This window comes from Chroococcus sp. FPU101 (genome assembly GCF_017312365.1).
In the GTDB taxonomy this organism is placed as follows: domain Bacteria; phylum Cyanobacteriota; class Cyanobacteriia; order Cyanobacteriales; family Microcystaceae; genus Chroococcus.
Genome location: NZ_BLJI01000006.1, coordinates 131,384 through 145,570 on the forward strand (window position 1 = coordinate 131,384; position 14,187 = coordinate 145,570).

Genomic DNA, 14,187 nt, shown 5'->3' on the forward strand with positions numbered 1-14,187 from the left:
GATTTTAGAGTAGAGTACCTGCTGCTTTAAATGCTGCATTTCCAATATCTTTGACCGCTTGGAGATTGCTTTGCATGGCAGTTACTAAGTTTTGACCACCACCTCTTGCATAGGCCCAAGCAACCCAAGGAGCAAAGAAGGCTATGTAACATAAAAAGGCAAGATCGGTAAATTGAAAGCTTTTAGAGTAGGTAATAATAATTGCACCAAAGCCAACGCAAAGGTTATACCCTAATTTGATTCCATAGATTGAAAATAAACCGACAAACCATTCAATAATCGGTCGATTACTGACAGGAAGGATCGATGCGCCTAATGCGATCGGAGCATACAGACAGTGTAGAAGTAATAAAGATTCTAAAACATTAACAACCGCCCATTGGACAATATAAAAAACAAGTCTTAATGCTGGAATAAAAGTGCTGGTTGCTAATGTATTAATTGGATCTTGAAGTAATTCTTGAAGCCAACCCACTGCACCATTGTTGCTGATTTGTTGAAGTTGATTAAGGATTTCTTGAGCTTCGCTTTGTTTATCTTGTAAGCAATTATAAAATGCTTGATCTTGTAAACCAATACATTCTTTGTAAACTTGCTCCAAAGCAGTTCTACCAACGCTGTAAGTATTAATTTCATTCAAGGCAGTCTGAAAAGTGACTCCTGCCCATTGAATTTCTTGACTTTTAGCGAGGATTGCATCTGAGGCTAGTTTAATATTAATAATTGTGTTGGCTGCAAGAGTAGCGTTTTGACCAAGTAAGATTGCAATAACTAGCGGCCAGATCATTAATCTTAGTAGTTGTTTGTAATCTTGTTCTTCAACTATTTTTCTTGCTTCTGTAAAAACAATATAGGTAATTCCTAATCCAGCGATTGCTATTCCAATTGTTGCAACGCTAAACCAGAAAAAAGAATTTTCACTAATTGCACTGTTCCACAGAGTTGACCAACTTTCGGTAGTTGTTTTGTTAAGCTCAATGGATTTATTTAGTAAATTTATGGCATTGAGGTTGGTTAGAAAGTAATATTTCATTGGGCTGGCTGTTGACTAATTAAATTTTGGTTAATGTTGTTATTTTCGTTATTGAACGTATTGATGGTAACTAAGCCTGCTTGACCAATAATGCTGTTGTAGGTGCTGTTAGCTTCTCTTCGCTTTGCAGTTGTTTCTTGAGCAATATGTTCAGCCTGTTGTTTAAAGAGTAAAATTTGAGTTGCTTGATCGACTGAATTTTTTTTGGCATTTTGAATTAAATAACCTTGTTGCTCGCTACTTAAAGCTAATTGTTTGGATACGTTTTGTAAGATTTGTTGAGTTGTATCGCTGTTTTGTGAATCTTCACTTAAGTTTTGTTGAGTTTCTAGATTTTCCTGTAATGCGTCAAGTTCTTCTTGAGTTGCTTCTTGGGCATCTTCAGATAAAGTGCTTTCTTGAGCATATTGACTGGTTTGTTCTCGTAGTTCATATTCAGCCGTATCCATCCTCATACGGTAAGTTGGTACTGTTTTTCCTTCATAAATTGCACTTTGTTCTTGACCTTCACTCTGATTATTTCCATTCATTGCCTGTTCTTGAATCTCCTCCCAGTTTGGAAGCTCGTAATTAGTGAACTGTTCGATCCATTGAGAAAACTGATTATATAAGTTTGAGACATTGCCTAAATTAAAAGCTTGGGCTTGTTTGGGAAAACTAATTAGAGCTAGAGATGTTATCAATGTTAGAGAAAGAATTTTTTTCATATCAAGCTGCCTTTTGTATATCTAAAGTAGTTGAAAAAGTAGTTGGAAGATCTTTACCTTGTTTAAGACATTGAACATAGTCTTTGGTAAATATTTTTAAACCTTGTAATTGACCTTTGAGAGTTGGTGGATATTTACTTAAAACTTCCTCTCTATACTTCAATTCTTTTTCTTCGTTGGCTACAGTGCTAAGGGTGTAGTCATTAGGGTAATATTTACCAAACCAATATTGTCCGCTACGTTCAATTAACCATTGCGAACAGCCTTCAGTAGCGTTAGCCGCAAAGTTGTCTTGAACGCATATCTCAATTACATCGGGGTCGAAATTGAGTTGAGGATTATTAATCCATTGATTTTTTTCAGCATCAGTAATTTTTCCAATAATTTTGTATGTCATGTTGCCAAGGATCTGTGAAGCCGCAGAGCAGTCTAGGATACTTTTAATATCTTGAGTAAGCAACAAAACGGCAATTCCATTTTTCCGTCCAATGGCGCAGAGTTCTCCAATACGATCAGAAAAGCCATTAAATTTACGGAAAATAGTCGATATTTCATCTCCAACAAACAAGCATCGTCTACTGGATAAAGCCATATTTAGACAAGTTCCAAAAGTGCTTAAAGCAGTTAGGTATTGGATTTGTTCGTTGGCAATATTGCCTAAACTGAAAAACTGAATTCGAGGGTTGGGGTTGTAGTTACTCACTTTACCAATACTTTGCCAAATGGGTTTAGTTTTAAGGGCATTGAACTGACTGTGAATTTGTCGGAAAGCTAGTTCGTCAGTGCTATCGGCATTACGGATATCAAGATGTTCTTTAGTGCAGAATCTTAAGAGATCTTCTAAAGTAGGCATATTTTTCCATTGTTCGGATTGCCAGCCGTAATGAAGTGCTGTGTTATAGCGGTTTCGGATTTCTCGATCATTGAGAAAGCGATCAAGGGTTTGCTGTAGAATTGTGTCAATTCGTTGTGAGAGTAAATTATCGCTTAATTCATAGCAAGCAATTGTGCAGATGGCTTTATGAATGAAATCTTTCCATTGATCGAGGCGGTCTTTACGTTCTTCTTCAGTAAAATGGCTAAGATCGGGTAGTTCAACCAGATTTCGTTGGGTTAAACTGTCTTGATGATAAGCTCCTTGATCTCCTAGAAGCTGAATAGCTGTTTTAAATGTGCTGCTTTTACCAGGGCTTGTATCGATTCCAACTACTTTATAGTCATACCATAAGGTATTAATAATAAATGACCATCCGAAGACTGATTTTCCCGAACCTGTTGTTCCGACAATAATTGCTCTATTAATTTGGTCATGAATTAGATCGATCCATAATGGTTGTTTAGATTGATCGATGACTTCAACTCCTTTTTGATTAATTGGTGAGCAATGAGTTAGAGGAAGTAATCCAATGGCATCGTAGGTAGGAAGGCAAGCTCGTCTTTCAGAAAGAAGACTACTACTTTCTAATAGTCTTTTCATTGTGGTTGGAAGGGCCTCTAAAAAATGCTCGAAGGCGATATGCGGTTCTCGAACTATTTCAGCCGAACCGAAACTATTCGATAACTGTGAGCAAGCCAAGTTGAGATTATCGTCATCTTTGCGCCAGATCATTGCAGCCAGCGCAATGTGTAGCATTTTTCCTCCTTTATAAATTAGTTTTTGTGCTTCAAAGCTTTCTTCGGCGTTGACTTCGGCTCCTGCGTCTCTCCCTTGTCCTTTTTCTAAGGCTCGTTTCTGTGCGCTTTTTGCTTGTTTAGCCTGTCGTACCAAATTGTCCATAATGCCATATTGGGAGGCAGCACTAATCTGGCTGATAAGCCAAGTGTCTCTGATGAATGGCAAACTTTGAATTGTTTGAAGGTTTCTTAAAGCTTCCTGTTGACTTGGATATCCTTCAGGACGTTTTTCAAGTGTTAAAATGGCTCCTTTCTCGCCTCGTCCTGGAAGCCAGATTGCATTTCCTGATGAGCGATGTTCAGGGCAGCTTGAGCGTCCTTTGGTTCCTTTAATCAAAACATGATTGATGTCTTTAGAAGGATAGTTTTCTTCAATAATGTAATCTGTTGCTAGTTCTTTGAGTCGGATTGTTTTGATTTCATCTAGCGGAACGTTTGTCTCCGAGTCATTGTATAGGTTCCATAACCATTTTTTGAGTTTATTAATTGAAACAGGTTTTGAACTAAGTCCGATTCGTGTATTGAGTAAAATGTTGTAACGCAAAAAGCCATTTTCAAAGCCTCTGACCAGTAATTGTTTATAAAATCGTTCATCGTAAACGTGTTGAGTTCCACTAAACCAGTGTAATAATTTGTTTGTACTGTAAATAAAGCCTCTTAGTGTTTTGCTGATGAAGTCATTTGAACGGTGGTTGCCATTTTTATCAATAGTATATGTACAAAAAACCAGTTTTTCCCAGTTTTGTCTTTTTCCTAATTCATTTAATTTTTGTCGATGAACTTCTTCCTTTTTTAAAATAATTTTTAATAAAGGTATTTGGCAAGTCTCAAGGGCTTGCTCTAGGTATTTTTGGCGAGGTTCGTCATTACTTGGAGTTTGACATATACTACAAAATGTTATTGTTTCACTAGGTAGAATTTCTTTGAGTCCTTCAGAAATTTGTTTAAGTGTATTTGTAATTTCGGAATTGCTTAAGTATCGTCGAATGCCTTTTAGTTCAAAAGCAAAAATAATCTGGTATTTTTCACCTTTGTTTAGTAAAAATCCAGTGGCGATTTCATTATTTTTTTGAATTTCAATACATCCAACGAGATCTTGAAAGTTTTCGTAAGGCATACCATTAAACTGTTTTCCTGTATTAGTTTTGCATCTAATAGGTGGTAGTTTGGGTTTAGTGATGGAATCTTTAATAATTTTGCGTAATTCGGGAGAACGATTTTCTCTGATGAGTGGGATATTAATTAAGTGACCAACAACCCATTCAGTTCCAGGAGGATTCCAAAAACGGTTGATAAATCGATGTGGGTGTTTGCCGACTAAAAACCACCATGAAGTAATGAACCAGATAAAAACTGCCCCCATCCAAGGCAGAGGTAGACTAAAGATTCCTATGGTGAGGGTATAACTAACACCTAGAAAAATTAATGCAGGTAAAATGAGATGAGTGGGGAATAAACCCCCAAGACTGGCTTCTTTCCCGATAATCTGATTGATGGTTATCGGATCTTTCTTGGGGTCTGTCATTTTTATACCCCTGCAAAAATGTAGGTGATTACGTCAACTGAAATAATTACAGCAAAAGCAATTCCAATTTGAGTTAAAATCGGTCGCCAGTCATTTCCTTGTTGTGATTGGTTATAAGCGTATAATGCTCCTCCAACAATTAGTAGTAGGAATAAAGCTCGAAATAGGATAAAGATTTGTGTAACACTTTCTTCTTCAATCGCTCCATTACCTGCTGAACCGTTAGCAACAAGGTCTTTCATAAGTTGTTCTAACCCTGTGAGAAAAACTGCACCCGCAGGAGCTTCCCACTGACCTAAGACAATAGTTAATCCAAGAATGACAACGCTGACGTGCCAGAAACGGATGCGAGTTGATAGAGTTTTTTCTAATATTGGGATGGCTCTGACAATGTTATATAAAGACATTGCAACAATACAGAGACAGCCTAATACTGCAACAAAAATAGGATTGGTATAGGTAAAGTACGCTAATATACTGCTGCATAAACCCACATAGGGAAGATCTTTTGGGGTAATTCCAACCCAACTTAGAACTTTAAAAAGACTTAAATCGTTAAGCGTTAGATAACTTGTCCATTTCTTTTTAACTGTTTGATTTTTGGTGTCGATTATTAAGCGATTCATAGTGGCCTGCTTTATAAGTTCATCGACACTCTATCTAAAATAAATTTAGTTAGCTTCACCTAAATGTTTGATAACTGATTCTCTATACTTTTGAAGCTAAGATATCACCCATCTGTATGATTTATAGGTTTAAAGTTTTATCTTATTCTTTTTATTATTTTATTTTTGTTTTAATTTATGGCAGGACAATATAAGCATTATAAGCCAAGTGCTAAATCTCAAGATTCTTATCTGTCACCCCAGACTGAAGTTAATGGCAAAGTAATAGGAAATCACGTTTTAGGCTATTTTCGTGAGGTTTGCGATCGAGCTTTAGAACAGTGTCAAGACAAAGGAATAAAAACATTTGAAGATTTTGCTAAAGCAGTATTGTCGGTAAGCACTCAGTCTTGTGAAGATAGTCCTTATCATAAATTTTATGAAACTTGTCCAGTTATTCCAAAAGTTCAACAGGATGGATTAGTTCTTGCTTTAGGGCAACAAAAAGAGGGAAATATTTCTTATAATTCTCATTTTTTAAATGCTAATGGTGAGCCGAAAGTAACAACGGGAACTTATATGTTAAAGCATCTTGGGGAAGAAGATACAACACGTTTGAGTCGTCGTTCGGTTGAAGCTACTTTAAATCCAGAGTCAAGTTTAAATGCTGTTCTTGATTTAGATTCTTTGATTAATCAAACTAATTCGTCTAAGAGTAATTCTAAAAAGGTAAATGCCCAAGAAAAGTTACCCGATGTTTTTTCTTTAGTCACTGGTACTTTTGAGGAAACTCCCAATTCTCCTGTTGCGTTTGATGGAACTGATGTAACTGGAGCCGCTCTACAGGCTGCGGGACTGGGTATGAAACTGGTTAGCAAAGCGGGCGATGTATTGCAGAATCGCCAGTATGAAAAGGAAGTAGCTGACTTGGCTCAACGACTCGATCAGGCTCAAGAGAGAGCCAATCGTTCGGTTTCTCGTATTGTTGGACTAAAAAAAGCAGGTTTTAATTTAGAAACTGATTTAGATGAGCAAAATAGCAGCAATGATCCTAAAGAAACTCAGAAAGCAACTAAAGAAAGCAGTGAAAGGTTGACTGAAGCATCTCCCCTGCAACCAATTGCTGATCGTCTAGATGAGGTTAATCAAAAAGTATCTGGGGAAGATAAAGAAAAATTAACGCCAATTAAACTTGATCCTAAGCAAGATGTTTTTGAGCAGCTTGATCTTTTGAAACAGATGATGGATAAGATTGAGCAACGCCTCGATCAACTAGAGCAACGTTTGGATAAATTAGAGCAACAGATTCGGCAGATTCCATCATCTGAAGCAGCTAAACAGTTGGTACATGAGGAGCCAAGTGAACCAACTACTAAACTTGAAGAAGTCAACTCATCCCAAGAGGCAGAATTTCGACTCGATTTGTCTAATCCGAATAAGCGTGAGCAGACTAATGAGAAAGGAAGCTTTGTTCAAGAGGACTCTGTTGAAACTTTAACTGATGAACATACTCAGGAGCAAGCCTCAAGTCTCTCGACTACTTCTGTTCTTAAAGAGCAAAATGTAGAAGCTAATTCTACAAAATTTGATTTCACTCTAAATGATCTTGATGAGTTAGACGAGCCTCTTCAAAAGGAAGCTGTTCTAACTGTTGATGCGATTCAAGATGGTAAGACTATTATTGCGTCAACTGTATTAATGGTTGATGGAAATCCTAATATTAAGCCTTTTATCTATCGTATTGAAGCTAACGAGAAAGAAGATTTAGAAATTACAAAGCGTCAAGCGATGTATACCACTTTGTCTACTGGAATACAGCAAGCTTTAGAAGAAGGTTCTAATCAACTCCTGTTACGTTCAAATCGAGAACTTCTTGAAGAATTAAATGCTGATTCAGTTGATGTTTTGCCTTCTCAGGTTCAAGACATTGTAGAAAGAATACAACAGCAGTTTTCTGAAGTTTCTGAAATTAAGGCTCAAGAAGTATTAGATGAGGATGTGCGTCACTTTTTAGAACAGCAATGCAAAAGAAATGAGGTTATTGAAGTCAGCCAAGTTCAACAACTAGGACAGCTTTTAGAGATCTATTATGATCGGGCCACTGAAGGAAATAAGAATATACCTCAAGATGGTTTGCGTTTAGGAGATAATCGTTTATTCAAGTTAGAAGATGGCTCTTTACAGGTTGAAGCGTCTCTTGCAGGTCAACAGCCTCAAGTTGTGTTGCTTCTTCAGTCTGACGGTGATGTGTGGGAATCTGTACAAGATAGGCTTAAAGAGCATCATAAAGAGGATTGGATTAAAAAACTATCTGAGCATTTGGATGTAGAGTCACTTAAAGAAGCACATTCTGAAAAGTCTGTTGAGAAGATGAAAGAAAAGCGTATTCAAATTCAAGCTTAAAAAGATTGTTTTTTAGAGTTTCTGTTTGAGAATAACTGATGAATTATGAACGATGTCCGTTTATCTAATGAAAAGACGGCCCTCAATAAAAGAGAGCCGATTTTTAATAAGAGTCTGTCAATTTTTTTGTGTCAACCCACAATTTTCTTTTAGGCTCTATTTCTGTCCAGATAGGAGTTTGAGCCTCTAAATAGCTGTTCTTGGCTAATAAGGATCATCAAATATCTGAGATCCTTTGTCCATCAAGATTTTGGGTGGATAGCCAGTTGCGGCTTGACACATTAAAATACAGATCCTTTAATAAATCTTTTGTTGTTGTATTTTTACTCGAATTCTAGTGTTTGTTGTGAATTTAAGCTTTTAGATTGTTGATTAACTTTTTGTGTTCTTAACTTATAATTTTCTGAACTTCGATCTTTTTGCTGATTGAGCTTAGAATTAATTTCTTCAGACACGGAGGCTATTTCTGTCGGTAACTTAGATGATTGATTATTATCACTAATTAATTCAACTTTAAATTTTTCAGGATCTTGGATGATGATTTTTGTGTCATTTCGTTCAACCATTTGAATACGAGGTTTTTGTTTGGTTACTTTTTCGATGCTTTTTTGCTCTAAATGTTGGTGAATTGAGTTTAAAATATCACTTAAAGTTTTTGCTTGATTAATTTCAGTTGTGGCAAACTGATCAGTTAGAATTGTTCCTTTGGGGAGTTTAATTAAGTCTTGAAGCAATTCTGAATTTTCTTTTAGATATTGTTTCCAAAGTTCTTTATATTCTTTAGCTAGTTCACTTTGAGATTTTTTCTTGAGGGGTTGTTTGCCTTTGCCAGCTTTCCAATCATTGCTAATTTCTCGATATCCTTTAACGTCTAGCTGATAAGCTTCTTCAATGGTACGACCATCTTTAAGAGTAGCAGAAAGTGAGCTAAAGCGTCGATCTCCATTTGAAGATACTTCATAGCAATTTTGATTAGTTACTGGGTAGCGTGACCAGTTATAAGGTTTGTTTTCTACTTCAGTTTTTTGTTGTGGCTCTAAAGTATGACTTAGAGCTTGAGATAGTGTTTGCTTGATATTTTCTAAGGCTTGTTGGTTTAGCTTACTTTCACGATTACCCGCAATATTTAATGTTTTGATGTTATTATTTTTAATCCACTCTGTAATTATTTGTGCTGAAAGTTCTGGATTTTGAAGTTGTTCGTTTGACAGTGTTAAATATGGCTTATTTAAAGCTTTAGCATATTGAATAGTTACCTTCGATCCAGGTGAAGAATGATCTCCTAAAATTAGAGTTCCATCGCTAATTTTAATATTAGCTCCCGTTCGGAAATTGTAGGTGTCTTTAAGAGAGCTATATTCTTTTCCAGGAATAAGGTTAAACTCTTTGAGGCTTAAATCTATTCCTTTTTCAGTCATGTAGTTTCCTGCTGCATATCCTTTTGTTGGGATGTTTAAAGATTTAGCTATTTCTAGACCAAGGCGATCAACTCCTGTTTGACCGCCTGAAATTACAGTTAATGAGCAATTGTTATTGTTTTGAGTAGTTTTTTCTTGATCTAGCTCAATTTTTACTTTAGGTGTACTAGGTTGTGTAATTTTTGAATTTGAAGAAATAATCTCTATTTTTTTAGGTTTTTTGACTTTTAATGGATTAGAATAGGCAATTGCTTTGGGTTCAGGAATTTTTATTGAGTTTTCTTGAATTTCTACGATTAAGCTTTTTCCTTTTGGAATAATTTCGCCGATGAATGTTGTTCCGATGGGTAGCTTAGGAGTGTTAGTCGCAAATCGAGCTAAAGTTTGATTGCCAATAGTTATGATCGGTTGGTGTTTATATTGAGGATTTTCTGTCTGATCTGCCTCTACTTTAAGTTCAAATATTTTTCCTTGATACTGCTTAAAATCAATTCCTTTGAAAGCATTGTATTGTTGTCCAACTAAAGTTAGTGTTTTTACTTCAAAGTTTTCTAAATACTTGGCAAGTTCTTCGCTACAAAGATTATAAACTAATCCTCCTTTTTTTAAAGAAGAGTTGTTGATCCAACCGCAGTTTTCAGGTGCAATAATATAGAGAGATTTACTTTGACCTTTATGGTCTTCGTAGCGAAGATCTTGATCGCTAAATTTTAATTGATTTTCTAAATAATTGTTAGCATATTTCTCCTTTAATTTTTCAATAAATTCAGGATTTTTTTCGGAATTAAGTAGAGCAAAATGTACCATTGGTAACTTATTGTCTAGTTTAGTCTCGTATTTTAAATCTAGGTAATCAAGTGTTTCTTTAGCAACCGAGAGTGCATCAATCACCGTGTTCCGAGTTAAGCTTAATAAGCCTTGTTGCTCTGGTTTTAGACTTGCCATAATTGTAATTTTCTCATTCTCAGGTATTTTGAGTGGTTCTTGGATTGTTCCAATTAATTCATTATTATTGAAAACTTGAATTTTTCCATTATGATTACTTAGTTCAAAGGTGAATATTTTATTTTTTAAACTTTCAAACTCTAAATTTTGATAAGCTTCTTCAGCCTCTATGGTCAAAGATTCTTTTTGTTTGAAAGGAACAGAGTAAACATAAGTAGGTAGTGGAATTGCGCTAGTATTTCGTTCGTAATTACTATAGTGATTAAATTCTGGTTTGAGATGTATGGCAATTTCATCACATCGATTTTGAACTTCTTGATGTTTGTTCGATGCAGTTTCTAAATAACCTAAAGCTAACATAAATAGCTGTCGTTCTTCTGGGGTTTTGTAATATTCCTCAATTCGGTTCCGTTCGTATTTATAAAATTCGCTATAGCTTTCTTTAATATCATTTTCATGTAATTTTTTTTGATGAATTGTTTTGTTGTGCGCTTCAAATCGTTCTTTAATTTCTTGCGCCGTAGTTAAATAATGAGTTTCCCAGTTTTTAAATTCTGGCGTATTTTTTTCAAATGGAGGGGTGAAAATATAGCGAAACTCATGTAAAGGACGGGAGGAGGGAAGTTGTACTTGCGACCATTCTTGATTAACAATTTCTGGTAAAATGCTTAGTCTAGTGTTGTCAGTTGGAAAAAGACAGCTTCGATAAACTTTCTCATTTTTAAGAGCATTAAAAAAGTGTGTTGGATGCTTGTATGTAAACTCTTTTGCATCATTTAAGAAATCTGGATCGATTTCTTCTGGATGAGGTGCGCCTTTAGCAAGGTCTGTAGCAGCTTGCATTAGCGTTGTTCCTCGTTCAATTAATTCTTTTTGCTGACTTTGGAATTTACCAACTGGTTCTCCTGATTGAATTTCGCCATTGTAAATTTTGCCAACTGCGTTAGCATATAATCCAACAATGTTTTGAGCAATGTGAGGAATGGCTTCTAGGGTTGTTCGTCCTAATTCTTTTTGAGTCCTTTTTTCGAGTTTAGGCGGAGAAGTAAAAGTTAGAGGCTCTGTTGCTTTAGGACGACAGGCAACGCAATTGGGTACTTTTTCTTGGCTTAGGGTATAGCCATTATCACCATCAAAGTCACCTTGATGGTTTTGTCGCCATGTATTAGGGTCAATAAAAAAGCATCCTTTATATTTTGTAAGATGTTCTGCTCCTTTTTGACGATTATCGACTTGATAACTGACTAAATTTCCAGGGTTTGTCGGGTATCGTCCAACTAGAAGAGTCGTACCATTTGGCACATCTCCACAGACAATTGTTCCAGGTCTGAGATTCCAAGCGGGCATGGCCATTCTTCCATCTGGATGAATAGCTCCTTTTTGAGCTAGGTTTTTCCATTTATTAATTGTGTTATTTTCTAAAGTTTCTCTGATGTACGGGTTTTCATTAAGGAGATGGTAGCGATCTGCTTTTAAAATTTCAATTGTTTTGTCGTTTTGATTGCTTTTTTCTTCTGCTACAGGGAATTTTGAGTTTAATTCTTTGTCTTTCTCTGCTTGGTTAATAATATAAGCCTTAAGAGTAATTGGGTCTTTTTGAACTTCAGCTAATTGTTGAGCAACTTTTTGAGTTATAGGCACAATGTCTTTTTGAATTGCTTCTGGAGTTAGTTCTAGTAGAGTTTGCCAAGAACAATTCCACTGTTCAACTTTGGCATTATTCATGTTTCCTAACAGTGTTTTGGGAAGCTCTACGGTGTCGAGTTGAAGAAGTCTTTGAATTTCTTCTTTATTAAGTCCTTTAATTTGGCTAACATCGATGATTAAATCATATCCAAGCTGATCGGTTAGTTCAGCATTGGGCAGAAATGTTCCCTTGGCTTGAAAGCTTATTTCAGGAGTGTTAGGATGATCTTTTTTCCAAGCATCTGTATAGCTAAGACGGAATTGAAAGGGCCGATCTGCTGTTGCGTTAAATTTTTCAACCAGTCGTGGACTAATTTTTCCATGACCATCTGCTGTTTCAAATTCATGATTGAGATCGGTAGATTCACAGTCTATAAATTTAACTACAAGAGTTTCTTCAATTTTGCTAATTGCTTGATGGTTATTACTATTGCTTAATCCACCATAGAATAACTTTGAATCTTCTTTTTTGAAAAAGTTATTTTGGTATTTCTGACAGAGTTCGGGGTCGGCGTAGAGAATAGATGTTCCTGAAACATATAAGATGTCTCGTTCAATTTCATCTGGAAAATGAGAATAGTTTTTAAGCTTTCTACTTACTATTTCGGGTTCTTGTTGGTTGTCTAAACGTAGAATCGCTAGGGTTTGTCTTTGTTTTTCGGTGATTCCGAGTTCATCGTCAGTTAGAAGATGATAAAGCTGTGTGTTTCTTAGGATTTCTTTTTGGGATAAAAATTTTTGAGGATCGTGAGCAAAATCGATAACAGGAATATGAATTTCACCTTCAGGGCTAAAAATAACTTCTGGTTGTTCTACAGGAATAAAATTAAGTGATAGATCAAACATAAAAGCCTCAGTAACGAATTTGCAATACAAAAAACGTAAATATACAAGTCAAAGGAGTATTTTCCGATTTTAAAAATACGATTATTACTTGTCTTCCTGCTTTTGGGTGAAGTAGAGAAAGTGTTATTTTGGGAGAATAACAATTAATTAAATTAGGTATAAGAAATGTCTTTTAATACAACTGATCCAGTAGCGCAAGCTTTTTCTTTACAAGTTAAATCTCGTCAACTTATGGGGACTTTGACGGAGAATATTTTTTCAATTGCGAGTGAGCAGGTTACTCCATTTTATATTGATCCTAATGAGCTACAAGGAGAGGCAGAATGTGTGTCAGAAAATCCTATCCAGTTGCAAGGTGTTCAACTAACGTTTTTAGATGAAGACGAGCAAGATAAATCCTGGATTAAGGAAGTTGAAACGGCTGATTTTGGTTTTACATGGCCTGAAGGTTATCCAAGTGATTTACAACATTTAACTCAAGTAGAAGCAAATGTTGTTTTGTTGGTTCGTTTTGGATTACATAAGCCTTCTTTAATTCGCCAGAAATGGCCTGACCACTTTATGGAAGATCTTCAACAGTTGTCAAACCAAGAAGAAGCTTCAGTCGTATGGAATCTTCGCGCAACTTATCGATATCTTGTTTATTTAGAGCGCAAAGAGGCACGTACACTCGAAGAAGTTGCGCGAAGAAGCGAAAAGTCTCTAGAGGCTGCTACCTTTGCAACTTATTTTACTGATGGTGAAGATATCAGTGGACGAGATTGGAGTGATGCTTTGAGTAATTTTTAGTGAGATTGGTAATCATTGAAGTTGGTGTTTTTGAGGATTTGATAAATCACTTTTATTTTTTGCTCAATCGAGACTCCTGGTAAATCAATTCCTTGTTTCCAATCTTCAATGATTGCTTTTTTATCAATTTTTTGAGTGATTGTTGTTTTTTGTGTAATATACTCTGGAGCAATTGTTGCTTCGTCAATAATTGTACAACTAGGAGGATTAAGACGAAAACTGATGGCGTATTTTTGACCGATCGCTTTTTCGCTTATCATTCCTGCTTGATAACCTTTGATTAAGCTTTGATCTAAGCTCTTATTCCATCTTTCAAGCCGTTCAAGTTCAGTTTGGTGAATTTGATTTAAGTAACTTATTCTCGCCTTGATAGCTATGATATCAGCCTCAAGTTGTGTTTTAATTTCTACCAGTTGATCTATTAATTCTTCTTGGCTGATTTGACTTTGGATTAGCTTTATAAATTCTTCATCTTCTAATCTTTCTAAATTCTCCCATAGGTATGAGCCATAATGAGAATTGCTGAGTAATTTATATATTAGATTGGACATAATTC

At 35.7% G+C, this 14,187-nt stretch carries 8 protein-coding genes; 2 read left to right on the forward strand and 6 right to left on the reverse strand.

Features of this window, described 5'->3' with window-relative positions; all coding sequences use genetic code 11:
• Positions 1 to 4: 4 nt before the first annotated feature.
• Genes CFPU101_RS08600 through CFPU101_RS08615 form a run of 4 tightly spaced genes read right to left on the reverse strand, consistent with a single transcriptional unit; the run spans position 5 to position 5,565 of the window.
• Positions 5 to 1,033: a hypothetical protein gene (locus CFPU101_RS08600; RefSeq protein ID WP_206814947.1), complete on the reverse strand. Its 1,029-nt coding sequence runs from the start codon at positions 1,031 to 1,033 to the stop codon at positions 5 to 7.
• Entirely contained in the window at positions 1,030 to 1,740 is a 711-nt protein-coding gene (locus CFPU101_RS08605; protein ID WP_206814948.1) for a hypothetical protein, read from the reverse strand. The genes CFPU101_RS08600 and CFPU101_RS08605 overlap by 4 nt, the downstream gene beginning before the upstream one ends.
• A 1-nt stretch (position 1,741) precedes the next feature.
• Positions 1,742 to 4,939 carry a hypothetical protein gene (locus tag CFPU101_RS08610; RefSeq protein ID WP_206814949.1) on the reverse strand — a complete coding sequence of 1,066 codons (3,198 nt, stop codon included), beginning with the start codon at positions 4,937 to 4,939 and terminating at the stop codon, positions 1,742 to 1,744.
• A gap of 2 nt (positions 4,940 to 4,941) precedes the next feature.
• The gene (locus CFPU101_RS08615; protein ID WP_206814950.1) at positions 4,942 to 5,565 is read right to left on the reverse strand and encodes a hypothetical protein; all 624 of its coding nucleotides are present in this window, start codon (positions 5,563 to 5,565) and stop codon (positions 4,942 to 4,944) included.
• A 177-nt stretch (positions 5,566 to 5,742) separates the two neighbouring features.
• Between CFPU101_RS08615 and CFPU101_RS08620 the strand changes: the two genes are divergently transcribed.
• Entirely contained in the window at positions 5,743 to 7,947 is a 2,205-nt protein-coding gene (locus CFPU101_RS08620; protein WP_206814951.1) for a hypothetical protein, read from the forward strand.
• Between the two features lie 323 nt (positions 7,948 to 8,270).
• On the opposite strand, the gene CFPU101_RS08625 is transcribed toward CFPU101_RS08620, so the two are convergent.
• Positions 8,271 to 12,842 (reverse strand): YpsA SLOG family protein, encoded by a 4,572-nt coding sequence (locus tag CFPU101_RS08625; RefSeq protein ID WP_206814952.1) that lies wholly within the window; start codon positions 12,840 to 12,842, stop codon positions 8,271 to 8,273.
• Between the two features lie 165 nt (positions 12,843 to 13,007).
• Between CFPU101_RS08625 and CFPU101_RS08630 the strand changes: the two genes are divergently transcribed.
• On the forward strand, positions 13,008 to 13,631 hold the full coding sequence (locus CFPU101_RS08630; protein ID WP_206814953.1) for a hypothetical protein: 624 nt from the start codon (positions 13,008 to 13,010) through the stop codon (positions 13,629 to 13,631).
• On the opposite strand, the gene CFPU101_RS08635 is transcribed toward CFPU101_RS08630, so the two are convergent.
• Positions 13,628 to 14,182, reverse strand: coding sequence for a siphovirus Gp157 family protein (locus CFPU101_RS08635; RefSeq protein ID WP_206814954.1), 555 nt, complete (start codon positions 14,180 to 14,182; stop codon positions 13,628 to 13,630). The two genes, CFPU101_RS08630 and CFPU101_RS08635, sit on opposite strands and share 4 nt — an antisense overlap.
• Between the last annotated feature and the right edge of the window lie 5 nt (positions 14,183 to 14,187).